Genomic DNA, 24,812 nt, shown 5'->3' with positions numbered 1-24,812 from the left:
ACCGCCGGTCATGAGCCGGGCCCCGCCGACAGCACGTCGGCGGGGCCCGGTCGTCGTGGGGCGGGGACGGGGACTACCGGCGGGTGGCGCGCAGCAGGACGGCCCGCTCCGGGTACAGCACGGGCGCCTGCACCCCCGCCTGTGCGAGGACGGCACCGGGGAGTTCGACGCCCTGCGGCGTCCACCACGGCAGGTGGGCGCCCCAGTGGTGGGCGTTGCCGTCGGGCAGGTCACCGGGTGCCTGCGGGCGCACGTGGTAGACGGCGTGCGGGTCCAGTCCGGGCAGCCGGACGGGCCCGGTGGGGTACAGCTCGGAGGTGCCGGTGGCCACCAGGGCGTAGACCGCCTCGGACCCGTCCTCGGCGACCACGCCGTGGAGCGAGCAGGCGGGGTCGGGATGGTCCGCGTGCACCGCGGTGCCCGAGTGCAGCAGCGGGCGCAGCTCCTTGTACAGCGCCACCCACTCGGCCAGCCGCTCCAGCTCGGCCGGCTCGGCGGACGTCAGGTCCCACTCGATGCCGAAGTGCCCGAACAGCGCGGTCGCGGCCCGGAAGTCGAGGGGGTGGGTGCGGCCGGTGGTGTGCGAGACCGGGGAGCCGACGTGCGTGCCCATCAGCTCCAGCGGGACGAGCGCGTTGGTCCACCGCTGGATCCGCTGCCGTTCCAGGGCGTCGATGCAGTCCGACACCCACACCCGGTCGGTCCGCTCCAGGATGCCCAGGTCCACCCGGCCGCCGCCCGACGAGCAGGACTCGATCTCGACGCCGGGATGCCGGGCGCGCAGGTCGTCCAGCAGGCGGTACACCGCCGCCGTCTGGTCGTGCACCCCGGCCCGGCCGCCCGGCTGGTGGCCGGCCTCCACCAGGTCCCGGTTGTGGTCCCACTTCAGGTACGCGATCGGGTACGCGGACAGCAGGTCGTCCAGCCGCTGCAGGATGTACGCGTACGCCTCCGGCCGGGCCAGGTCGAGGACCTGCTGGTGCCGGGCCGCGCCGGGCAGCCGGCCGCCCGTCGCCATGATCCAGTCCGGATGGGCGCGGGCCAGCTCCGAGTCCTCGTTGATCATCTCGGGTTCCACCCAGAGCCCGAACTGCATCCCCAGCGCGGTGACGTGGTCGATCAGCGGGCCGAGTCCCTGGGGCCACACCTCGGGGGAGACGAACCAGTCGCCGAGCGCCCGCCGGTCGTCGCGGCGCGCGCCGAACCAGCCGTCGTCCAGCACGAAGCGCTCGGCGCCCACGCCGGCGGCCGCGTCCGCGAGCCGCTTCAGCCGCTCCAGGTCGTGGTCGAAGTACACCGCCTCCCAGGTGTTGACGACCACCGGCCGCGGCGAGCGCGGATGATGCTGCCGGGCCCGCAGATGGCGGTGGAAGCGGGCGGACACCTCGTCCAGGCCGCGCCCGTACGACCCGTACTGCCAGGGCGTGCGGTAGCTCTCGTCCGGTGCGAGCAGCACCTCCCCGGACAGCAGCAGCTCTCCGCAGCCCAGCAGCGAGACGGAGTGGAAGGTGCGTTCGGCGAAGGTGCGGTGATTGCCCGACCAGGCGGTGTGCACCGCCCACACCTCGCCGCCGCGGTTGCCGAAGCCCTCCGTCCCGGCGGCCAGCAGGTACGCCGAGTCGTAGCCGGTGCGACCGGTGCGGTTCTCCCGCAGGCGCAGCCCCTGCGTGAAGGCCGTCCGCTGGGGGCTGCGCTCGCGCAGATGGTGCCCGGTGAAGTCGAGCAGTTCCGTGGCCACGGCCGGCACGGGCAGGGTCAGGTTGACCGCGTCGACGGTGAACGGGGTGGTGCCGCGGTTGGTCACCGTCGCGCGCTGGCGCACCAGCCCCGCTCCGGTCAGCTCGATGACCAGTTCCAGTTCCAGGCCGGCGGTCCGGTCCTCGGCGTGGACCAGGAGGCGGCCGGGCCGGTCGCCGGACGCGGGGGTGTCCACGGCGGCGTCGACGCGGACCACGCGGAAGGCGGTCGAGAAGTCCGTACCGTTCCTGTGACCCACCAGCCCGGGGGTGCCGAGCCAGCCCGCGGACTGCTCCGGGAGCACGGACACCTCGACGGGGCCGTCGACCGAGAAGCCGATCGGCTGGGGGCGCGACGACAGCCGCAGCGCCTCGAGACCGGCGTCGGACAGGTCACCGAGATCGGCGCCCCAGTGCACGACGCGCGGAAGAGTGCCGCCGGAGGTGTCCAGGACCACCGAGGCACCTGCGGCACGCAGGTGGACCACACCGTGCGGGGGGATGAAGGAGTCAGTTGACACGTTGAGGCTTTCTCCGAAGGGAGCGGGTCAACCCCGCCGTTGACTTACTTAATTTATCGACGTAACAATCGTAGGCGGTTCGACCGGGGAACAACAGGGGTCCGGTACCGACGGATTCGCCCCGGTTCGCATACCGAAGAACCGACAGGAGTGAACATGGCACAGACGCCCCTGCATGAGGGCTGGCTGCTGAGCACCACCCGCGGGCCGGTCCCGGAGACCGTCGGGGGACGTGAGGTACGTGCCGTGGTCCCCGGCAGCACGCACCTGGACCTGATGGCCGCCGGGCTGATCCCCGACCCCTACCTCGACCGGGTCGAGGAGGACCTCGCCTGGATGCACCGCACCGACTGGCGGTACCGGCTCCCCTTCGAGGCGACCGCGGCGGCACCGGGCGAACGCGTGGACCTGGTCTTCGACGGCCTGGACACCGTGGCGACCGTGACCCTCAACGGCCGGGTGCTCGGCCACACCGCCAACATGCACCGCTCCTACCGCTTCGACGTGCGCGACCACCTCACCGACGGCTCCAACGAACTCGTCGTGGACCTCCGCTCCGCGCTGGAGTACGCCGAGGAGACGGAGGCGGCACTCGGCCGCCGCGAACACGTCTACCCCCACCCCTTCAACATGGTGCGCAAGATGGCCTGCAGCTTCGGCTGGGACTGGGGCCCCGACCTGCAGACCGCCGGCATCTGGAAGCCGGTGCGGCTGGAACGCTGGAACACCGCGCGCCTGACCCGCGTACGCCCGCTGGTGAGCGTGGCCCCGGACGGCAGCGGCGTGGTCGAGGTGCACGCCGACATCGAGCTCGCGCACCCCGGGGACCGGCCCGCCCTGGAACTGACCGCGCGGATCGCCGGAGCCGAGGCCCGCACCGTGCCCGACCCCGGCACCACCACCGCCGTCCTGCGCCTCACCGTGCCCGACGCCCGGCTGTGGTGGCCCGCCGGATACGGCGAACAGCCCCTGTACGACCTGGAGGTGGTCCTCACCGGCCCGTCCTCCGAGGCACCGGAACTGGACCGCTTCCGGCGCCGGGTGGGCTTTCGCACCCTCACCGTCGACACCACGCCCGACGAGCACGGCACCCCCTTCACCTTCGTCGTCAACGGCACCCGGATCTTCGCCAAGGGGGCCAACTGGATCCCCGACGACCACTTCCTCACCCGCATCACCCGCGAGCGCCTGGAGCGCCGCGTCGACCAGGCCCTCGGCGCGAACATGAACATGCTGCGCGTCTGGGGCGGCGGCATCTACGAGACCGACGACTTCTACGACGTGTGCGACGAACGCGGCGTACTGGTCTGGCAGGACTTCCCCTTCGCCTGCGCCTCCTACCCCGAGGAGGAACCGCTGCGCGGCGAGGTCGAGGCCGAGGCCAGGGAGAACGTCGCACGGCTGGCCGGCCGGCCGAGCCTCGCGCTGTGGAACGGCGGCAACGAGAACCTGTGGGGCTTCGCCGACTGGGGCTGGCCCGAGCAACTGGCCGGCCGCACCTGGGGACTGGGCTACTACACCGAACTGCTGCCCAGGATCGTCGCCGAACTCGACCCCGCCACCCCGTACGCCGACGGCAGCCCCTACACGCCCGGCGCACCCGTCGGCGGCATCCACCCCAACGACCAGGACCACGGCACCCGCCACGAATGGGAGGTGTGGAACCGGATCGACTACACCGCCTACCGCGACCACACCCCCCGCTTCTGCTCGGAGTTCGGCTTCCAGGGCCCGCCCACCTGGGCCACGCTCACCCGCTGGATCCACGACGAGCCCCTCACCGCCGGCTCGCCCGGCTTCCTGCTCCACCAGAAGGCCGAGGACGGCAACGGCAAACTCGACCGGGGCATGGAACCGCACCTGCCCGCCCCGCGCACCTTCGAGGACTGGCACTGGGCCACCCAGCTCAACCAGGCCCGCGCCGTGGCCTTCGGCATCGAACACTTCCGCTCCTGGTGGCCGCGGACCGCCGGCAGCCTGGTGTGGCAGCTCAACGACTGCTGGCCCGTCACCTCCTGGGCCGCGGTGGACGGCGACGAGCGCCCCAAGCCGCTGTGGTACGCGCTGCGCAATGCCTACGCCCCGCGCCTGCTCACCTTCCAGCCCCGGGAGGGCAGGCTCGCCCTCGCCGTCGTCAACGACACCGACGAACCCTGGGCCGGACCCCTGTCCCTGGAACGCCGCACGCTCCGGGGGACCGTCCTCGCCGATGCTAAAGTCGACCTCCAGGCGGCGCCCCGCTCGGTCGTGGTCATCGAGCCGGACGACGCGCTGATCACCCCGGACGATGCGCGGCAGGAGGTTCTCGTGGCGTCCTCGAAGGACGTACGCGCCTTCCACACCTTCCGCGAGGACCGGGACCTCGCCCACCGGCCCGACGCGCTGAGCGCCGAGGCGCACGCCGTGCCGGGCGGATACCGGGTCGACGTCCACGCCCGGTCCTTCGCCCGCGACATCGCCGTACTCGCCGACCGCGTCGCCCCCGACGCCGTCGTGGACGACATGCTGGTCACCCTGCTGCCCGGCGAGAGCCACTCCTTCCACGTCCGCACCGCCGCCGTCCTCGACGACCCGGCCGTCCTGACCACCGCGCCGGTGCTGCGCTCGGTGAACAGCCTCTGCCACGCCCCGTCGGAGACCGAATGAACCCCGCCCCCCGTGCCCGCGCGGGTCAGGGAGCCCTGGGCCTCGTCCTCGCGAGCTCGACCCGCCTGCTCGGGGTGGAGCCCTTCTTCATGGAGCTCATCGCCGGGATGGAGGAGAGCCTGGTCGCACGGGACATGTCGGTGCTCCTCCACGTCGTCACCACGCACGACGAGGAGATCGCCGCGTACCGCCGCTGGGCCGAGGGCCGCCTGGTGGACGCGGTCGCGGTGGTCAACCTCACCGAGGGGGACCGCCGGCCGGAGGTGCTGCGCGAGCTGGGACTGCCCGCGGTCCTGGTCGGTACGTGGCCGGGGGACCCGGGCATGCCGGTCGTCCGCACCGACGACGGCGAGCCCGTGCGCGAGGCCCTGACCCGGCTCATGGAACTCGGACACCGCAGGATCGCCCGCGTGGGCGGTCCCCGCTCGCTGCTCCACACCCAGGCGCGTCTGCGCGCACAGAAGGAGGCGTGCAAGGAGGCGGGCATCGGGCTGCTGGTCGTCGACGGCGACTACTCGGCCGAGGCCGGGGAGCGGCTCACCGCCGAACTGCTCCGCCGTGACCCACGGCCCACGGCGATCCTGTACGACAACGACGTGATGGCCGTCGCCGGACTGAACGCCGCCAAGGAACTGGGCCTCGCGGTACCGGGCGACCTCTCCCTGATCGCCTGGGACGACTCCACCCTGTGCCGGCTGGCCTCCCCGCCGCTGACCACGATGACCGTGGACGTCCACCGCTACGGCGCTCTGGTCGCCCAGGCGGCCCTGGACCGCATCGACGGCCGGCCGGCCCAGGACCGCTGGTCGCCGGCCGCGCACTTCGTGGCCCGCGGCTCGACGGGTCCTGCCCCCGAGTGACGCGGCACGTCCCTGTGCCGCGGCACGCCCCTCTCACGGCCCGGACCGCGGTCGCCTGACCGGCCGTGGTCCGGACGCCCCACCACGGCCGGGCCGCTTCACCGCCCGGCGTGAGCCGGTCCATCACCCTGCTGGGCTTCCTCCACCGCTCCGCACAGATCGCTCGTGCTCCGTCCTCATCTCCCCTTGCGTATATCCGACAGGAGAGGCATGTGACGTATTCCCATGGACCATTGAGGCCTCGCGGACGGCCGGCCGCTCTGGCGGCGGTCCTCGCCCTCGCTCTCGCCCTCGGCACGCTCGCCACGGCGCCGGCCGCCGCCGCCCCCGCCCCGGGACACGGACCTTCGGTCCGCACGGTCGAGACGGCCGACGCCCGGGCGACGGCCGAGACCCGCTCCCTCTTCTCCTACCTGCGGGACCGGCGTGGCCGGGGCATCCTCTTCGGCCATCAGCAGACCACCGAGTTCGGCGTCACGTTCGACAAGGCCGACGGCGTCACGTCCGACGTGTCGGCAGGCGTCGGCGACCACCCCGCGGTCTTCGGCTGGGACATGAGCGCGGAGGGCTACGGCTCCTCGCCCGGCACCCCCGAGGAGAAGTTCGCCACCTTCGTCGATCTGATCCAGGACGCCCACCGCATCGGCGGCATCAACACCATCAGCGCCCACATGGACAACTTCGTCACCGGCGGGAACTACGGTGACACGAACGGAGACGTGGTCGAGCGGATCCTGCCCGGCGGGGACCACAACGACGAGTTCAACGCCTACCTCGACCGCGTCGCGCGGCTCGCCCACGCGATCACCGACGACAAGGGCGCCCCGATCCCGGTGATCTTCCGCCCGTTCCACGAGAACAGCGGCTCGTGGTTCTGGTGGGGCGCCGCCCACGCGTCGCCCTCGCAGTACGTCGAGCTGTGGCGCTACACCGTGGAGTACCTGCGCGACACCAAGGACGTGCACAACTTCCTCTACGCCTACGGGCCCGGCGGCGGTTACGGAGGCACGGACGAGGTGTACATGCGCACCTACCCCGGGGACGACTTCGTCGACGTCCTCGGCTACGACAACTACGACGGCACCGACGGCTCCCGGCAGTGGCTGGACGGCATGGTCGCCGACCTCGGCATGATCGCCCGGATCGCCGACCGGCGAGGGAAGGTCTCCGCCTTCACCGAGTTCGGCGAGAGCGGTGCCCTGAAGCCCAACGGGCAGAACGGCGACCTGCACTGGTTCACCCGGGTCCTGGACGCCGTCACGGCCGACCCGGACGCCTCACGCACCGCCTACATGATGACCTGGACCAATTACGGCACCGACCAGTTCTTCGTCCCGTATCCGGCGCACGGTGGTCTCGCCGAGCACGAACTCCTGCCGGACTTCCGGGACTTCGCGGCCGATCCTGACTCGGTGTTCAGCTCGGACCTGGACCTGCGCGACATGTTCGACCGGCGGGTCCGCGCCGTACGGCACGACCCGTTCCTGCACATCGTCTCGCCCACGGACGGCGAGCGGATCACCACGGCGACCGCCACCGTCCGGGTCCGGGTCTCCGACGCCCGCCCGCGGCAGGTGTACTACACCGTCGGCGACGCCCCCACCCGGCACGAACTGCGCCTCGACCGGAGGACCGGCTACTGGACCGGCACCTGGGACATCGGCGAGGAGAACCTCACCGACACCCTGGCCGAGCTGAAGGTCCGTGCCGTCGTACCCGGGCACCGGGCACTCACGGCGGAGTACCGCGTCGTCCTCGGGGAGAAGCCGCCGGCGGCACCCGGCGTCGTGGACGACTTCGAGGGACACGTCGACGACACCGCCCTGCGGGCCGAGTACAGCCCCTACGGCACCAACACGATCTCCCTCTCCCGGGATCCTGTCGGCAGCGGCGGGAAGGCACTGCGCTTCGACTACGACTTCGCCTTCCAGAACTACACGGGCATCGGCAGACGGATCGAGGGGGACTGGTCAGCCTTCGACTCCCTCTCGCTGTGGCTGAAGCCGGACGGCTCGCGCCACACACTGGTGCTGCAACTCGTCGCGGGCGGCGTGGCCTACGAGGCGTACCCGTCCATGGCCGGCACCGAGGCCGGTGTCGTCACGATCCCCTTCGCCGACTTCCGCCCGGCACCGTGGGACACCGCGAACGCCGGCCGGCGCATCACCCCCGAGGACCTGGCCGACCTCTCGCAGTTCAACGTCTTCATCAACCAGGCCGGCGCGGGAGGTCCCACCGGCGGCAGTTTCTTCCTGGACGACATCCGCGCCCTCTGACAGCCGGGAGCCGGCCGTCCTGTACTCCGGTACTCCGGCCCGCGCACCGCGCACCACGAGCCGTTCTCCCCGCCCACCGGTGGGGAGAACGGCTCACGGACCTCCGGGCGAGGTGTGGGGGAGGGGAGCCGTCAGCGGTCCGCCGCGCTGCCGCGGACCACGCAGGAGCGGTGGTTCTCCCAGCCCCAGCCGTCGCCGTCGGGGTCGGAGGCACTGCCGTGCACGCAGTAGGGGTAGCCGTTCGGGGCGGTGCCGCCGCCCGTGGAGCCCCCGTCGCCGTAGACGGTGGCGGTCCGGGAGGTGGAGGAGATGCCGTCGGCACCGTGGAAGACGCGCCGGCCCCAGCCGGTCAGGGCGTTCGCGTCGAAACCGCTGACCATGTCGAGGTACTCGACGCCGCCGCCGTTGCCGCTCCAGGACCAGCCGAGGTAGCCCACCCCGAGGGACTGCGCGGTGGCCATGACGGCGTCCTCGTCGGGATCGCCGTCGCTGTGCCGGTCGCCGAACTCGCCGACGACGATCGGCAGTCGCCTGTCGACGAAGGCGCGCAGGTAGTCCTGCACCTCGGCGGCGGTGTCGTAGACCCCGTACATGTGGATCGAGAAGACGGTGTTGCGGTCGGGGTCGGACGCGAAGACGGCGGGGGCGTTGTCCCGCATCGTGCGGGACCAGTCCTGGCCCCAGTTGGGGGCGTCGACCATGAGGGTGTGGTGGATGCCGGCCCCGCGGAGTTTGCCGATCGCCGCCTTGGTGGCGCCGGTCCAGGCCGTGTAGCCGTTGTTGCCGAACGGCTCGTTGCCGATGTTGACGACGACGTACTTCTCCTGGCCGTCCAGCGCGCTCTTCACCCCGATCCAGTAGTCGGCCGCCCGGTCCAGGGTGGTCGCGGCGCCGTCCTCGCCGTAGCCGGTGGTGTCGTGCACCTCCAGGACGCAGATGACCTTGGCGGCCTTGCACCGGTCGATGAGGGCGGAGACCTCGGACGTGCTCGTCCGGGTCCACCGGTCACCGTTGCTGAGCACGACGCGCACGGTGTTGGCGCCCTTGCGCGCGATGTCGGCGATGGAGCCGGCGCGGTCCGGGTACCAGGTGTGGGCGTGGTTGACCCCGCGCATGACGAACGGGTTCCCGTTGGCCTCGACGAGACGTCCGTCGCTGACGTGCAGGCCGGCGGGTGTGGCGGCGGCCTCGCGGGCCGGGCCCATGACGGAGAGGAGCAGGCCGAGGACGGCGGCGAACGCCGTCCCCGCGGTGGTGATCAGCGTGCTTCTCGGTGGTTTGCGCATGTCTCTCCTCGGTTTCGGACTGGGCTGAGGACACGAACGGCACGGCAGGGCAGGGCACGGCATGACACGTCCGACAACGATGTCGCCGTGCGGGAGCATGCCTGGTGGACCGCTTCGCGGGAGGCGGGGCTTCGGGTGCCGGACGGCGGACCGCTCGTGGCCCCTATGACGCACCCGGTGTTACGTCCATGTCAATGCTCGGTTCACGGCCGTTTCGCCGAGCGGCGCCCTAAACCGCTAAACCCGCTGGCCGGCTCCGACGTTGAGGGAACGACCGATTTCCGTCCTTCCGGAGCCGCGTTACTATACCGGTTCAATAACATAGGGTTGCCGATTCCCGATAACCGGTCGCACGCCGTTAACGTACGACCGTGGATCTACTTCGACCGATCATCAAGCCGTACGCCTGGGGCTCCCGCGAGGGTCTCGCCCGGCTGCAGGGGAGGGACGTCCCCTCGGCCGGCCCGGAGGCGGAACTGTGGATGGGCGCCCACCCGTCCGGCCCCGCGGGCATCACCCGCGGCGGGCGTCCCACGACGCTGCGGGACGCGGTGGCCGAGGACCCCGAACGGGAACTCGGAGCCGCCTGCGCCCGCCGGTTCGACGGCAGGCTCCCCTTCCTGCTGAAGGTGCTCGCCGCCGAGCAGCCCCTGTCCATCCAGGTGCACCCCGACCGGGAACAGGCGCGCGCGGGCTTCGCCGCCCGGCAGGCCGGCGGCGGGCACGGCGCGTACGCCGACGACTGGCCCAAACCCGAACTGCTCTGCGCGCTCACCCGCTTCGAGGTGCTGGCCGGCTTCCGCGACCGCGCGCAGGCCGCCGACGTCCTCGAGGACCTCGGGCTCGACCGGCTGCGGCCGGTCACCGCGCCGCTGCGCGACGGCACCGGGGACGAGGCGCTGACCGAGGCACTGCGCGCCCTGCTGGAGTGGCCGCGGCACGACCGTGAGCCGTTCGTCTCCGAGGTCGTCGAGGCGTGCCGGCGCCGGGCGTCGCGGTCCGGGCCGCACCGCGCGGCGTACGACGCGGTGGTGCGCATGTCCCGGCACCATCCGGGAGACCTCGGCCTCGTCGCCTCCCTGCTCCTCGGCCACCGGGTCCTGGAACCCGGCGAGGCCCTGTTCATGCCGGCCGGCGGCCTGCACGCCTACGTGCGCGGAGTCGGCGTGGAACTGCTCGCCAACTCGGACAACGTGCTGCGCGCGGGACTGACCGCCAAGGAGGTCGACGTCCCCGAACTGCTGCGGATCACGGACCCGTCGGTGCGGGTGCCCGAGGTGCGGCCCACGGACGTGCCGGGGCCGGGACGGACCCTGCTGTACGACTGCCCGGCCGAGGAGTTCGCCCTCCACCGGACCGAGCTCGCCGGCCCCGGAGGTCCCCTCGTCCCGCCGTCCGGTCCCCGCATCGCCTTCTGCGCGGAAGGCACCGTCCTGCTGCGCACGGGCAAGGGGGAGGAGGAGCTGCGGCTCGGCCCCGGCGACTCCTGCTTCCTGTCCGCGTCGGACGAGGACGTCCTGGTGGACGGCGAGGGCACGCTGTTCGTGGCGGCCACCGGCCCGGAAGCCGGTGACCGCGGCCCCCACGCGTAGGAATCCCCGTTCACCCACATGATGACAACGTTGTCGGTCGATGGACCGGAGAGAGGACCGCATCGGTGTACGCCGCCCTGGACATCGGAGGAACCAAGATCGCGGGTGCGCTGGTCGACGAGAGGGGAACCGTCGTCCACCGCACCGAACTCCCCACCCCGGCGAGAGAATCCGCCCAGCGCCTGGCGCGCACGGTCGACGCCGTGATCGACGCTCTGGCCGCCGCTCCCGCCTGGGGCGCCGTACGCGGCTTCGGCATCGCCAGCGCGGGCCCCGTCGACACCGCGGCCGGCACCGTGAGCCCCGTGAACATCCCCGCCTGGCGGGCCTTTCCCCTGATCGAGAGCGTACGCGCCCATCCGGTGCTCTCCGGCGGCGTCGCCCCCGTACTGCTCGGGGACGCCGTGGCCATGACCGCCGCCGAGCACTGGCTCGGCGCCGCCCGGGGAGCGGCCAACGCGCTGTGCATGGTGGTCTCCACCGGCGTCGGGGGCGGCTTCGTCCTGGACGGCCGGCCGAGCCCGGGGCCCTCGGGGAACGCCGGGCACATCGGCCACGTCTCCGTCGCCCTCGACGGCCCGCCGTGCGTCTGCGGTGCGCGGGGGTGCCTGGAGGGCTACGCCAGCGGCACCGCCATCGCCCGTCACGCCCTGGAGGCGGGCTGGACCCCCGACCCCGGCTCACCGCCGACGGCCGCCGCCGTCGCCGCCTCCGCGCGCGCGGGTGACGCACGCGCCCTGGCCGCCTACGACCGCTCGGCCCGCGCGCTGGCCGCCGCCGTCGCCGGCGCCGCGACGCTGCTGGAGATCGAGGTCGCCGTCATCGGCGGCGGTGTCGCCCGGGCGGGCGACACGCTCTTCGCCCCTCTGCGCCGCCATCTGCGGGAGTTCGCGGTCCTCGACTTCGTCCGAGGCCTGGAGGTGCGGCCGGCGGTCCTCGCCGCGGACGCCGGCCTGATCGGCGCCGCGGCGGCGGCCCGTCGGCAAATCCGGGAACTCGGCCACTCGGTGCTCTAGCAACGACGGCACATTTCACGGGAGAGGAACTCAACCGGTTCTGTTCCCGCCCTTTCCGCAGTGCGACGGGAAGTTTCCCCAGTACGCCGGGAAGGAGGAAGCAGATCTTTTCGCACCGGAGGTGAGGCGGTGCCCTCGCCTCACCGGTGACCACGATCCGGGCACGCGCGTGTTTCTCATGCGTCTCCGCACACCCGGCACATCACAGAGGGCCCGGAAAACGCCCGGGGGCGCGGCACCGTGCCGCGCCCCCGGGCGAACCCGTGGATCAGGACCGGGGCGAGGCCGTGGACGCCCGCGGCACCAGCGACGGTGTCGCCACCGGCCGGGACACGGCCTCGTGACCGGCGATCACCTCGAACAGCACCCGCGCGACCTGAGCCCCGAAGCCGTGCACGTCGTGGCTCATCGCGGACAGCGTGGGATGGGTCAGCCGGCACAACTGCGAGTCGTCCCAGGCCAGCAGGGACAGGTCGTCCGGCACGGAGATGCCCATCTCGGCGGCTACGCCCAGTCCGGCGACCGCCATGATGTCGTTGTCGTAGACGATCGCCGTGGGCCGGTCGCCGGACAGCAGGAGGGAGCGGGTGGCGCGTGCGCCCTCCTCGCCGGAGAAACCCGTCTCGACGTGCCGGCCGCCCTCGAGGCCGAGTTCCCCCACGATCCGCTCGAACGCGGCCGTCCGGATGGCGCTGTGTCCCAGCCCGCCCGGGCCGCCCACGTGCGCGATGCGCCGGTGGCCCAGGGCCGCCAGATAGCGCACCGCCTCGTCGACGGCGGCGGCGTCGTCGGTCCACACCGAGGGGAAGCCCCCCGTGAGGGAGGGGTGCCCGACCGCGACGGCGGGCAGGCCCAGTTCCCGCAGGGGGGCGAGACGGGGGTCCTCCCGGTGGAAGTCGACCAGGATCGAGCCCCCCACCTGGCGCTCCCGCCACCAGCGCTGCTGGAGGAGGATCTCCTCCTCCAGGGAACCGACCAGCCGCAGCAGCAGCGAGCAGTCGCGCTCGGCCAGCACGCTCTCGATGCCGGAGACGAACTCCATGTAGAAGGGCTCCAGGCCCAGCAGCCGGGCGGGCCGGCAGATGGCCAGTCCGACGGTGTCGACGGACTGGCGGGACAGGCTGCGGGCCGAGGAGTTCGGGGCCCAGCCGAGCTGCCGGGCCGCCGCGAAGATCCGCTCCCGGGTGGCCGCGGAGACCCCCGGTTTGTGGTTGAACGCCAGGGACACGGCGCCCTTGGACACGCCGGCGGCCGCGGCGACGTCCTTGATGGTGACGCGTTCGGAGGGTGCGCTCACGCCGGTTCTCCACAGAACAGGGCCGCACGCACGGTGCCGGCGCGGGTCTCGGCCGCCCTCGTGGCCCGCGGGCGGGCCCGTTCCCCGGGGAGCAGGCTGCGCAGACCGGTGTCGCGGACGGCGTCCGGGCCGAGCCGGTCCGCCTGCAACAGGAGATCACGTACCAGGGTGTGAGCGGTTACCACGGTCTCGACACTACCGGCTCCGGAACCGGCGGGAGACTCCACCGCCCCGTCGGAACGCGGGGCCGGGCAGGCGAACTCCCCATCGGCCACGGGGAAATGGCGCGCGCGCAGCTCGTCGCAGCCGGCGGCGAGGAACTCCTTCCCGGACCTCTCGACCGGCACCAGGTCCTGCGGGACGGGCTGCCGGTTCTCGCCGTGGTTCAGGCTCCGGCCCTCGGTGAGCGGGACGGCTTCCTTCATGTGCGGCTCCTTAGGCGGGACGGGGCCCGGTTCATGAGTGACGCGGCACAACCTAACGCCGGACGCATTAACCGGTCTAGTCATCTCCCGTCGAGGGAGGGTGCCTGCAAAACCGCAGGTCCATTGATCGATGATCGGTCGCTCTTTCACCTGCAGGTAACGATTGGGTATCGCGGAGAACGGAGAAGCTTTACCGGTTCACAAGCGGCTGACATAGTCGCCGTCAGTCACCGCAGCCCGAGCCGTAGTCCATGGAAGGAGCTGGGCACATGGGGAAGAAGACGCTGAGCGTCGCTCTGCTCACCACCGCGATGCTGACCGTCGCGGGGTGCAGCGGAGGGGGGAGCCCGAACGCCGACGAGACCGCCGCCGCGCCGGTGAGCCCGGACGGGGTGTCGGGCGACATCACCGTCCTGACCAATCGCACCGACCTCGTGCAGGACGGGACGATGAAGAAGTACGCGGACGAGTTCAACAAGACCTACCCCGAGGTGAAGGTCAAGTTCGAGGCCCTCACCGACTACGAGGGCGAGGTCAAGATCCGTATGAACACCGAGGAGTACGGGGACGTCCTGCTGATCCCCGGGGTGATCGCCAAGGGCGACTACCCGAAGTTCTTCGCGCCGCTCGGCGACACCTCGGAGATGAAGGGCACCTACCGCTTCACCGACAAGACCGACGTCGAGGGCAGGACGTACGGCATCGCCACCTTCGGCACCGCCAACGGCTTCGTCTACAACAAGGCGGTGTGGAAGAAGGCCGGCATCACCGACTGGCCGACCACCCCCCGGCAGTTCCTCGACGACCTGAAGGCCGTCAAGGACAGGACGGGCGCCACCCCCTACTACACCAACTTCAAGGACGGCTGGCCGCTCAGCAGCCCCTGGACCAACAGCGTCGGCTCCGTCAGCTGCGACACGCAGGCCTCCGACAAGCTGGCCGCGATGGACAAGCCCTGGGAGAAGGGCACGGACCTGAACACGCTCGACACCCTGCTGTACGACATCGTGCACGGGAAGCTGTCGGAGAAGGACCCGGCCACCACCAACTGGGAGAGCTCCAAGACCCTCCTGGCCAAGGGCGAGATCGGCAGCATGATGCTCGGCTCCTGGGCCGTCAACCAGATGCGCGACGCGGCCGAGAAGGCCGGCGCGAACCCGGACGACATCGGCTTCATGCCCGTACCCGCCCAGCGGGACGGCAAGTTCTGCGCCACCCTGGTCTCCGACTACCAGCAGGCCGTCAACATCCACTCCGACAACAAGAGCGCCGCCCGGGCCTGGATCGACTGGTTCACCACGAAGTCCGGCTACGCGGCGAAGGAGGGCGCCGTCTCCGCGCTGAAGGCCGACCCGATGCCCGACACGCTCAAGGGTTATGTTGACAACGATGTCAAGATGGTGGAGCGCTCCGAGGCGAAGACCGCCGAGGTCAACGCCGTCGACAACGCCTCCGAGATCGGCCTGGCCAAGCCGGACTACCGGCAGAAGCTCATCGACATCGCCCGCGGCGCCGTGGACGGCTCCCTCGACGACTACTTCGCCGATCTGAACAAGCGCTGGTCCGAGGCCAGGCAGACCGCCGGCTCCTGAACCTGCCCGCCGGGTCCCGGCCTCCCGGCCTCCCGGCCCCTCCGGCTCCGGCCGGGACCCGGCGCACCAGTGCCCAGCGGACGACGAAAGGCCCGCCTCCCCGATGACCCGAACCGCTTCCACCGCACCACCGCCCGCCCCGGCCGCCGAGCCGGGCCGGACCGGGAAACAAGCCTCCCGCAGCACGCCGGCCGGCCGCTCCTGGCGCGACCGCCCGATGCGCCGGGTGACCCCGTGGCTGTTCCTGATCGCCCCCCTCGCCCTGCTGGTCACGTTCACCTACGTGCCCGTGGGCAACATGATCTTCTACAGCTTCACCGACTGGGACGGGGTCAGCCCCGACCGCGAATTCGTCGGCACGGAGAACTACACCGAACTCTTCACCCGCCCCGAACTGTTCCGGGTGTTCGCGGTGAGCCTCTACTACCTGGCGGCGTCCGTCGTACAGATCGTGATCGCCCTGTACTTCGCCACCGTCCTCAGCTTCGACCTGCGGTTCAGGAACCTCTTCAAAGGCATCCTGTTCTTCCCCTACCTGATCAACGGCGTCGCCATCGGCTTCGTCTTCCTCTACTTCTTCCAGGACGGCGGCACCCTCGACTCGGTCCTGTCCTGGTTCGGCGCGGGCTCCGGCCACGCCTGGCTCGGCAGCCCCGAATCGGCCAACACCTCACTGGCCGGCGTCTCCGTCTGGCGCTTCACCGGCCTGAACTTCGTCCTGTTCCTCGGCGCGATCCAGTCCATCCCCGGGGAGCTCTACGAGGCCGCCCAGCTGGACGGCGCGAGCCGGTGGCAGCAGTTCCGGCACATCATCGCGCCGAGCATCCGGCCGGTGCTGAGCCTCAGCGTCATCCTGGCGATCTCGGGCTCCCTCTCGGTCTTCGAGATCCCGTACATCATGACCGGCGGCGCGACCGGCACCTCGACCTTCGTCATCCAGACGGTCAAGTTCGCCTTCCAGTTCAACAAGACCGGCCTGGCCTCGGCCTGTGCCGTGGTGCTGCTGGTGATCATCCTGCTGATCACCTGGATCCAGCGCCGGCTCGTGCCCGACGAGAAGGTGGACCTCGTATGACCGTCACCGCCCCCGCCCCCGCTCCCGCGCAGGACCGGCCGCGCCGGCGCCCGCGCGTCGGCACCACGCTCACGTACCTGTCGCTCGTCGTCGCCTCGCTCGTGGTGCTGCTGCCGCTCGCCGTGGTCTTCCTGACCTCGCTCAAGTCCTACGACGAGATCGCCGACGGCCGGGGCGCCCTGGCCCTGCCGGAGAACTGGCTCAACCTCTCCAACTACGCCACGGCCTTCCACGACGGCCACATGCTCACGGCCTTCGGCAACACGGCCTTCATCCTGGTGTTCTCCATCACGGGCACCGTGGTCATCGGCTCGATGACGGCGTACGCCATCGACCGCTTCGACTTCCGGTTCAAGAAGCTCGTCATGGCCCTGTTCCTGATCGCCACCCTGGTGCCGGGCGTGACCACCCAGGTCGCCACCTTCCAGGTGGTCAACAGCTTCGGCCTGTTCGACACCCGCTGGGCCCCGATCCTGCTCTACATGGGCACCGACATCGTGTCCATCTACATCTTCCTGCAGTTCATCAGGGGCATCCCCACGTCTCTCGACGAGGCCGCGCGGCTGGACGGCGCCAACGCGTTCACCGTCTACCGGAAGATCATCTTCCCGCTGCTGAAGCCGGCGATCGCGACCGTCGTCATCATCAAGGGCATCACCACGTACAACGACTTCTACATCCCGTTCCTCTACATGCCCTCGGAAGAACTCGGCACGATGTCGACGGCCCTGTTCCGGTTCAAGGGGCCCTTCGGGGCGCACTGGGAGAACATCTCCGCCGGAGCCGTCCTCGTGATCGTGCCGACCCTGGTCGTCTTCCTCTTCCTGCAGCGCTACATCTACAACGGGTTCGCCCAGGGAGCCACGAAGTAGGGGAACGGGGGCGGCGGAAGAGACGTCCGCGGGCGGGAACTTCCCGGTCTCCTCGCACGTTCCCGTGGGCGACCTGATCATTTGATGTGTGACACGGCGACAGCACCCGTCGTCGGGATAAGTGGGCAACGCATGGCCATGGTGGGCCTCTTCTGGATCGCCGAGGGCGACATATACGTGGGCGCGAAACCGTCCGGTCTGGCGCCCGGGGTACGTCTGACCCCCGAGGGCGTGGTGGCGCTCGGCGAGCGGCAGTCCGGTTTCCACCTGTGGGAGGACGTGCGGGCCCTCACCGTGACGGACGTTCCCGAGAAGACGCTCAAGCGGCGGGCGGGCGTGGTCGCGGACCTCGCCGTGACGATGGTGGTGAACCTGGCCATGCCGATGGGGCCCGACCGGGCGGACGAGCCCCCGGGGCTGATGACGGTGCGCCTCACGACGCCCGACGGCGACCGCGAGCTGTCGGCCTACGCGGCCGCGGCCGTCGGCTACACCACGACGGAGATCGAGCTGTCCGGCGCCCTCCTGTCCCGCCTCACGGAGGGCGCCGCGACGATGTCCACCACGCTGGCGGCGATGTCGGAGTGGGGCCGCACCTCGGGCGACGGAACCCCCCGGGGCGCGGAGCGGGAGAGACTCCTGAGGGAGTGGGCCGGACAGGCATGACCCCGTGGGGGCGCCGGGTATGCCCCGGCGCCCCCACGGACGGCGGGACGCCTCCCCGCGAATGGCGGGGTGAGCCCTCGCGAACGGCGGCGCGCGTCCGCGGACGGCGTCCGCAGCACGCTGGACCGGCCCGGCCACGCGACCCGCTCGCGGCCGGAGGACCTGATCGCGGGCGACGGAACCGAGCAGGGCGCCGACGGCGCGGCGGCCGGGGCGGGCGGTCGGAGCGTTTCGCTCCAGGTACGCGCCGTCGGTGGGCTGTGGTGGAGGGGCGCAGGGCGTGGCCCTGTCGAGGTCCGTGTCGTCAGGCGGCGGAGCCGGCCGTGAGCTGGTCCATGACGTCGGCCAGGTTGTAGTGGGCCCGCTTCTCGATGTTCTTCCCGTCCTTGAAGGTGAACAGGTTGAACATGGAGAAAGTACGTGCGCTCCGCGCGGGGGGATGCCGTAGTAGTCGCCGCCCTGGTCTCCTTCGACCACGACGTAGGCGCCGACCTTGTCGGCTTCGGCGACGGTGTCGAGGACCGTCAGGCGGATGCCGGGGAAGGCGTCGAGGTGCTTCTTCTCCGCGTCGATGAACCCTGCGGCGCCGGCCGGGGGCTGTCGATCTGGGGGTGGAAGACGAAGTCCGGGTGGAACATGCCGGTGAGCGTGTCGCAGTCGCCCTGCTGGAGGGCCTGGTGGAAGCGGTGCACGAGACCGGCGTTGGTTCCGGTGGACATGTGATCGGGTCCTTCTCTGTCGTGCCGGCACGGCGCAGGGGCCGCCGTGAGGGGGTGCTCCCAGGGCCGGGGCCCGGCGTGCGGGGAGCCCCGGCCCTGGTGCGAGGTCTCGGTTTCCGAGCTGCGGTCCGGACTCAGGCGCGCTGCACCCAGTCCTGGTCCAGGCGGTCGGTCAGGCCCGCGGCGGCGAAGGCTGCCTCCAGCTCGTCGCGGCCCTCGGTGAAGTGGGCCCAGCTGTCGTGGTGGACCGGGACGACGCGGCGGGCGTCGAGAATCCGGGTGGCCTCGGCCGCCTGGGCGCTGTCCAGGACGATCAGGTTGCCGTCGAAGAGCATGGGGAAGCGGGGTGCTCCGGCGAACAGGAGGGCGGTGTCGATCGGGGCGAAGCGGTCGGCGATCTCCCTGACCGCGTCGAGCGAGGCGTTGTCGCCGCTGACGTAGACCGTCGGCAGTCCCTCGCCCGTCAGGACGAAGCCGACGACCTGGCCGGCGATGGGCTCGACCTCCTCACGCGCGCCGGGGCCGTGGATGGCAGGGACCCCGGTCACGGTGACGGTGCCGCCGCCCGGACGCTCCAGCTCGATCGACTCCCAGTCGGCCAGGCCCTTGGCCTTCGCCCCGAGGCGCTCGCCGCCGCCGGGGGTGGTGAGGGTGAGGGGGACGTCGGCGAGCAGGGCGCGGCCGGAAGTGTCGAGGTTGTCGGCGTGCTCGTCGTGGGAGAGCAGGACCACGTCGATGGGGCCGAGGTCGGCGGGTGTGGTGGTGGAGGGGGCGGTCTTCACCAGGGTCGGTCCGGGCGAGGGGTAGTCGCCGGGGCCGTCGAAGGTCGGGTCGGTCAGGAAGCGCAGGCCGCCGTACTCGAACAGGGCGGTCGGACCGCCGAACGTGCGGACCGGGAACCGGTTGGCGTCGAGCTGGGACATCACGTCTCCGTTTCTCACGAAAAAACCATGCGTTTAACGTTATTCCAGGCTAGGCAGGTGTCACGGAAAAATGCAAGCGCTACCATGAGAGGCATGGACGACACCCTGGCCGCCGACGTGGCACCGACCGCTCTGCCCCCGGCACCGGGGGCCGACCGGTACCGCTCCCTGGACTTCGCCGACACCGCCGCCACCCTGCCCGCCGGCCAGAGCTACGACCTGCTCGCCGCCCCGGAATCCGCCATGCGCTGGCTCGCCGCCCACGACCTGACCACCCCGGACGTGCAGCTGTACGAGATGTGCGCACAGCGGATGCGCACGCTGCGCGCCCACATCCGCGCCCTGTTCACCGCCCGCGTCGACGCCATCACACCACCCGAGGAATCCCTGCGCGCGGTGAACGAGGCCCTCACGGCCGTACCCACCGCCCCCCTCCTCGCCTGGGACGGGGCCCGGGGGCTGCGCCGCGTCCAGGCCCACCCCACCGACCAGGCCGTCAACCACGCACTGGCGACCCTCGCCGCCGACGCCGCCGACCTGCTCACCGGTCCCGACGCCGACATCCTCGCGGCCTGCGGATCAGCCCCCTGCGACCGGTTCCTCCTGCGCACCCACGGCCGGCGCCACTGGTGCTCGACACGCTGCGGCGACCGTGCCCGCGCCGCCCGCGCCTACGCCCGGCGCAGCGGCGCCTCGGGCTGACGCACCACCCCCAGGGCCCTCCTGCGGGCTGCCCGGCGGCCACGCGGAACACCTCCGGCAGGCTGCTTCCGGTTGCCGGCCGACAGCCGGGCACTCGATCACTGAAGAAGGCGCTGCGGGCCGCATGGGAGGTCAAGGCGCACGCCCCGCACTACCGGGTCGTTCTCACCGTGTACGAGAGGAAGCGCCTCGGTCACGACACCGCCGAACTCACCGTACTCGCCAACCATCTCACCGCCCACGGCCCGGCCCTGGAGATGCCCGCCGGCAAGCGCAAGGGACAGACACCCCTCCGTCGCCGGCATCCACCGGGCGCTCGCCGAACACGCCAAGCGCGAGGCGTGCCCCGAAGCCGTCGCACAGGCCCACGCCGACTCCACCGCCATGAACAACGGAGCGGTCCCCGAGCCCCGTGCTCAAGCAGAAGCCCTCAGATCACACTGAGCCACTTGTCCCCTCGCCGTAGCTGTTACGAGAACAGGGCCGACAGGGGACGCGTCCCCTCGGATGGCGGGATGCGGCCACAGCGCAAACCCGCCACCGACTCTCCCCTCAGTACCGGCCGACCGTCTGCCAAGGTGGGGCCACCCCAGCACCAACCGGCTTCCGCCGTGCGTCCTCGACGTCCCCCGCCACAGGCGCACGGCGCAGACGTGACATCGGTACGGACATGCCGGTGCACAGATTTGGGAGAGCGATGCGCCCGATATCGCGTACTGCCCTGGGGACGGCGACAGCCGCCGTCCTGGCCGTCACCGCGGCTGTGCCCGCCACGGCAGGGCCACCCGGCGACAGCACACCCGCACGGCACAGACCCCTGACCGGCACCCCGGCAGCCGCCGCACACGACGGCCGGGGATCCGTCGTCACCCTCGTCACCGGGGACAAGGTCCTGGTCACCAGCGGCCCGTCCGGGCGGAGTTCGGCGACCGTGCTGCCCGCCGCGGACGGCAGCACCCCGCTCGTGCAGACCCGCCAGGTGGGCGAGGACATCTACGTCTACCCGGAGCGGGCCGCCGCCGCGATCGCCGCCGGACGCGTGGACCAGGAACTGTTCAACGTGACCGGCCTGGTGCGCCAGGGCTACGACGACGCGCACTCCGGTGTCACACCGGTCATCGCCGTCTACGACAAGGCCGTCGACGTCGCCCGCAGCGCCCCGGCGACACCGCGCGGAGCCGAGCGCGGCCTCCTCCTCGAAGCGGTCGACGGCGTCGCGCTGAAGGCCGACAAGAAGAACGCCGCCGCCTTCTGGGCGGACATGAGCAACCCCCGCACCCGGGCGGCCGGTTCACTGAAGAAGCTGTGGCTGGACCGGAAGGTCCACGCCACCCTCGACCGGTCCACCCGGCAGGTGCACGCCCCGGAGGCCTGGGCCGCCGGATACGACGGCAAGGGCACCAAGGTCGCCGTGCTCGACACCGGCGTCGACGACGCGCACCCCGACCTCGAGGGCCGGATCAGCGCCGCGAAGAACTTCACCGACTCGCCCGGCACGGACGACGCCCAGGGCCACGGCACCCACACCGCCTCCACCGTCGGCGGCACCGGAGCGGCGAGCGGCGGCAAGAACCGCGGCGTCGCCCCGGGCGCCGACCTCCTGGTGGGCAAGGTGCTCGACGACTCGGGCTCCGGCGCCATGTCGTGGATCATCGCGGGCATGCAGTGGGCCGTCGAGCAGGACGCCGACGTCGTCTCCATGAGCCTGGGCGACCCGCAGCGCACCGACTGCTCCGACCCGATGGCCACCGCGGCCGAGGAACTCGCCCGCGCCGGCGAGGACACCCTGTTCGTGGTCGCGGCCGGGAACACCGGCCCGGCCCTCAACTCCGTCTCCTCGCCCGGCTGCGCGCCGAGCGTCCTCACCGTCGGCGCCGTCGACCGGGACGACTCCACCGCCCAGTTCTCCAGCCGCGGCCCGGCGTACGGCTCGCACACCCTCAAGCCCGAGATCGCCGCACCCGGCGTCGGCATCCTGGCCGCCTCCGCCGGCGGCCGCGGACGGGACGCGTACCGCTCGATGAGCGGCACCTCCATGGCCACCCCGCACGTCGCGGGCGCCGCCGCCGTCGTCAAGCAGCGCCACCCCGACTGGAACGCACGGCAGATCAAGGCCGCGCTGGTCTCCTCCGCCGACAGCACCGTCCCCGGCGACACGCGCGAGACCGGCGGCGGACGCCTCGACGTGAAGGCCGCCGTCGACGGGACCGTGCTCGGCGCCCCCGCCGTACAGGGCGGCAGCTTCGACTGGCCGCAGAGCGAGGCCGACCGCACCACCGTCGCGATCCCGTACACCAACACGACCGACCGGCCGGTCGTCCTGGACCTCGCCGTGCGGCACGTCACCGGCAACGACGGCAGCGCCGTCCGCTCGCCCGTCGCCACCCTGAAGGACCGGACCGTCACCGTCCCGGCGGGCGCCACCGTCCAGGTGCCGCTCCACCTGGACCCGGCCGCCTCCCTCAAGGCGAGCCAGTACGGCGACGTCACCGGCCGCGTGGTCGCCACCGCCGGCCGCACCACCGTCACCACACCGTTCTCGCTCCACGTCCAGCCGCAGACCGTCACCCTCCGGGTCAAGTCCCTCGACCGCAGCGGCGCCCCCGCCGCGGGCATGTCCTCCCTCGACCTCGTCGGCACGGACGACGCCTCGGGCGAGCGCCGCTACAACGAGGGCGCCGCCGAACAGGTGTACCGGGTGCGCCCCGGCAGCTACTTCCTGTCCTCCTTCGTCGTCACCCCGGACCGCGACGGCACCCTGGCCGACTCGGTGACGTACCAGGGACGCCCGCAGCTGGAGGTCACCGAGGACACCACCGTCGTCCTCGACGCGCGCAGGGCGCACCGGATCTCCGTGCGCACCGACCGGCCGAGCGAGAACCGCGGCGCCACCCTGACCTTCCTCCGCTCCTGGGACGACACCTGGGTGCACGGGGGCAGCATGATGGGCGGCCGCGCTGCCAAGGGGTACTACGCCGACGTACAGGGCCGCGCCCACGACGGCGACTTCGAGTTCGGCAGCTACTGGCGTCTCTACGCCCCGCAGATCAGCGACTTCGGCATCGCCGGCGGGCCGCGCCTGCACCCGGTGACCGCCGGCTTCGGTTCCGTCAACCTGGACGGCACCGGCAGGGCCCAGGTGGTGGACGCGGGCACGGGCAGCGCCGCCGAACTGGCCGCCGCCGGGGCCAAGGGCAAGGTGGCACTGGTCCGCGTCCCGGACGAGACCACCGCCGTGCTCGAGCAGGCGCGCGCCGCCGCGGCCGCCGGAGCCGTCGCGCTGATCACCTACCACGACGCTCCCGCCCGCTGGTACCCGACAGGCTCCTCCGAGAACAGCCCCCTGCCCGCCCTCGCCCTCCCCGCGGCCGAGGCGAAGGACCTCCTGCGGCGGCTGGACGCGGGCACCGTGACCCTCTTCTGGCGGGCCACCGCGAAGAGCCCCTACGTGTACAACCTCGCGTTCCCCGAGACCGGCCCCGTCACCTCGGACCGCACCCACCGGGTACGGGACTCCCGCCTCGGCCGCGTCCGGTCCACCTACCACGCCATGGGCGTGGCGGCCGACTACCTCACCGCGGTCGTCGCCCACCGCCCGGACGCCACCGTCACCCTGGGCGCGCTGGACCGGCTCGCGGTGCCCGGCGAACGCACCGAGTACTACTCGGCGGGCGGCACCGGCTTCTCGCAGAGCGTCTCCAGCAGTTTCCCCTGGGGCGAGTCCATGATGGGCGCCGTCCGCACCTACCGCGCGGGTGAACGGCGCGACGAGAACTGGTACGGCGGTGTCCTGGCCCCGGCCGCGCCGCGGGACGCCGCGGGCGGGGAACTCCTCGCCGCCGAACGCCAGGGCAACCGCATCGGCGTCGCCCCGGCCGTCTGGGGCGACAGTGAACACGCCGCGGTACCGGGCTCCTTCGGCGACGTCGGGAACCTGACCCTGCGCATCGACGGCGAGCCGGCCGGCTCCAGGGCCTACCCCTACGGCGGCTTCGACGTGCCGGCGGCCGACGCCGCGTACGAACTGACCCTGCGCACCACGAAGTTCGGGTACCCGGCACAGGTCTGGAAGCGCTCCGTCGCGACCGAGACGACGTGGTCCTTCCGCTCCCGCTTCGAGGCGGACGTCCCCTCGCGCGGACTGCCGGTCCTCTTCCCGCGCTACGGGCTGCCCGAGGACGGCATGAAGACGCTCGCCGCGCGGGACGGGCAGCGCATCACCCTCGACGCCACCGGCCACGCCGGCTACCGGCCGACCGCGCTGAAGTCCGCGAAGCTGTCGTACTCCTACGACGGCGGCACCACCTGGACCGAGGCGGCGACGGCCCGGCACCGGGGGGTCTGGACGGCGACGGTGGACCACGCCGGCGCCTCCGGCGAGCAGGTCACCCTGAAGGCGGAGCTGACCGACACCAACGGCAACTCCGTCACCCAGACCGTGACCCGGGCCTACGACGTGCGCTGACCCCACGTCACGGAACGGGGGGGGGGGGGGGGGGGGGGGGGGGGGGGGGGGGGGGGGGGGGCGCGGCGCCGGCGGGGGGGGGCGGGGGGGGGGGGGGGTGCGGGGCGCACGAGGAGAAACACGCAGGGGGGGGCGGACGCCCC

Annotated in this window: 16 protein-coding genes and 1 pseudogene; 11 read left to right on the top strand and 6 right to left on the bottom strand. The window is 72.0% G+C overall.

The genetic code is table 11. The features are described 5' to 3' along the window. Positions 1-73 precede the first annotated feature (73 nt). Positions 74-2,257, bottom strand: coding sequence for an alpha-galactosidase (locus ACFYOJ_RS21420; RefSeq protein ID WP_356554725.1), 2,184 nt, complete (start codon positions 2,255-2,257; stop codon positions 74-76). A 156-nt stretch (positions 2,258-2,413) separates the two neighbouring features. Here ACFYOJ_RS21420 and ACFYOJ_RS21415 point away from each other — a divergent pair, with 156 nt between their 5' ends. The 3 genes from ACFYOJ_RS21415 (at position 2,414) to ACFYOJ_RS21405 (ending at position 8,039) form a co-directional block, all read left to right on the top strand. Then, entirely contained in the window at positions 2,414-4,903 is a 2,490-nt protein-coding gene (locus ACFYOJ_RS21415; protein WP_356554727.1) for a glycoside hydrolase family 2 protein, read from the top strand. Further along, positions 4,900-5,763 carry a substrate-binding domain-containing protein gene (locus tag ACFYOJ_RS21410; RefSeq protein ID WP_356554729.1) on the top strand — a complete coding sequence of 288 codons (864 nt, stop codon included), beginning with the start codon at positions 4,900-4,902 and terminating at the stop codon, positions 5,761-5,763. The genes ACFYOJ_RS21415 and ACFYOJ_RS21410 overlap by 4 nt, the downstream gene beginning before the upstream one ends. Before the next feature lie 233 nt (positions 5,764-5,996). Beyond that, entirely contained in the window at positions 5,997-8,039 is a 2,043-nt protein-coding gene (locus tag ACFYOJ_RS21405; protein ID WP_356554730.1) for a glycosyl hydrolase, read from the top strand. Positions 8,040-8,170: 131 nt separating this feature from the next. On the opposite strand, the gene ACFYOJ_RS21400 is transcribed toward ACFYOJ_RS21405, so the two are convergent. After that, positions 8,171-9,325, bottom strand: a complete 1,155-nt coding sequence (locus ACFYOJ_RS21400) for a cellulase family glycosylhydrolase (RefSeq protein ID WP_356554732.1) — start codon at positions 9,323-9,325, stop codon at positions 8,171-8,173. Between the two features lie 371 nt (positions 9,326-9,696). Here ACFYOJ_RS21400 and manA point away from each other — a divergent pair, with 371 nt between their 5' ends. Both manA and ACFYOJ_RS21390 read left to right on the top strand, forming a co-directional pair. Then, a complete protein-coding gene (gene manA / locus ACFYOJ_RS21395) occupies positions 9,697-10,917 on the top strand; it encodes a mannose-6-phosphate isomerase, class I (RefSeq protein ID WP_356554734.1) in 1,221 nt (406 codons plus the stop codon). 65 nt (positions 10,918-10,982) lie between these two features. Beyond that, on the top strand, positions 10,983-11,933 hold the full coding sequence (locus ACFYOJ_RS21390) for an ROK family protein (RefSeq protein ID WP_356554735.1): 951 nt from the start codon (positions 10,983-10,985) through the stop codon (positions 11,931-11,933). 268 nt (positions 11,934-12,201) lie between these two features. Here ACFYOJ_RS21390 and ACFYOJ_RS21385 read toward each other — a convergent pair whose 3' ends face one another. Next, positions 12,202-13,230, bottom strand: a complete 1,029-nt coding sequence (locus ACFYOJ_RS21385; protein WP_356554736.1) for a LacI family DNA-binding transcriptional regulator — start codon at positions 13,228-13,230, stop codon at positions 12,202-12,204. After that, positions 13,227-13,655 carry a hypothetical protein gene (locus tag ACFYOJ_RS21380; protein WP_356554738.1) on the bottom strand — a complete coding sequence of 143 codons (429 nt, stop codon included), beginning with the start codon at positions 13,653-13,655 and terminating at the stop codon, positions 13,227-13,229. Before ACFYOJ_RS21380 ends, ACFYOJ_RS21385 begins: the two co-directional genes overlap by 4 nt. 269 nt (positions 13,656-13,924) lie before the next feature. On the opposite strand from ACFYOJ_RS21380, the gene ACFYOJ_RS21375 reads away from it, so the two are divergent. The 4 genes from ACFYOJ_RS21375 to ACFYOJ_RS21360 all read left to right on the top strand — a co-directional run bounded on the left by ACFYOJ_RS21375 (position 13,925) and on the right by ACFYOJ_RS21360 (position 17,860). Beyond that, the gene (locus tag ACFYOJ_RS21375; RefSeq protein ID WP_356554739.1) at positions 13,925-15,247 is read left to right on the top strand and encodes an extracellular solute-binding protein; all 1,323 of its coding nucleotides are present in this window, start codon (positions 13,925-13,927) and stop codon (positions 15,245-15,247) included. A 103-nt stretch (positions 15,248-15,350) separates the two neighbouring features. Next, positions 15,351-16,322, top strand: a complete 972-nt coding sequence (locus ACFYOJ_RS21370; RefSeq protein WP_356554741.1) for a sugar ABC transporter permease — start codon at positions 15,351-15,353, stop codon at positions 16,320-16,322. Beyond that, positions 16,319-17,194 carry a carbohydrate ABC transporter permease gene (locus ACFYOJ_RS21365; RefSeq protein WP_356554742.1) on the top strand — a complete coding sequence of 292 codons (876 nt, stop codon included), beginning with the start codon at positions 16,319-16,321 and terminating at the stop codon, positions 17,192-17,194. Before ACFYOJ_RS21370 ends, ACFYOJ_RS21365 begins: the two co-directional genes overlap by 4 nt. A gap of 132 nt (positions 17,195-17,326) precedes the next feature. Then, positions 17,327-17,860: a hypothetical protein gene (locus ACFYOJ_RS21360; protein WP_356554743.1), complete on the top strand. Its 534-nt coding sequence runs from the start codon at positions 17,327-17,329 to the stop codon at positions 17,858-17,860. Positions 17,861-18,337: 477 nt separating this feature from the next. Here ACFYOJ_RS21360 and ACFYOJ_RS21355 read toward each other — a convergent pair. Together ACFYOJ_RS21355 and ACFYOJ_RS21350 are read right to left on the bottom strand one after the other, a co-directional pair. Continuing rightward, positions 18,338-18,610 (bottom strand): annotated as a pseudogene (locus ACFYOJ_RS21355) (hypothetical protein); the annotation flags it as partial. 103 nt (positions 18,611-18,713) lie between these two features. After that, on the bottom strand, positions 18,714-19,502 hold the full coding sequence (locus ACFYOJ_RS21350) for an MBL fold metallo-hydrolase (RefSeq protein ID WP_356554745.1): 789 nt from the start codon (positions 19,500-19,502) through the stop codon (positions 18,714-18,716). 93 nt (positions 19,503-19,595) lie between these two features. Between ACFYOJ_RS21350 and ACFYOJ_RS21345 the strand changes: the two genes are divergently transcribed. Further along, complete coding sequence (locus ACFYOJ_RS21345; protein WP_356554747.1) at positions 19,596-20,204, top strand: ABATE domain-containing protein; 609 nt, start codon at positions 19,596-19,598, stop codon at positions 20,202-20,204. 697 nt (positions 20,205-20,901) lie between these two features. Further along, positions 20,902-24,669 (top strand): S8 family peptidase, encoded by a 3,768-nt coding sequence (locus ACFYOJ_RS21340; protein ID WP_356554749.1) that lies wholly within the window; start codon positions 20,902-20,904, stop codon positions 24,667-24,669. The last annotated feature ends 143 nt before the right edge of the window (positions 24,670-24,812 follow it).

Origin of the sequence: Streptomyces sp. NPDC006384 (assembly GCF_042870695.1) — a bacterium.
Classification (GTDB): domain Bacteria; phylum Actinomycetota; class Actinomycetes; order Streptomycetales; family Streptomycetaceae; genus Streptomyces.
Note: the sequence above shows the minus strand (reverse complement) of the source record. Positions and strands in the feature narration are given on the sequence as shown.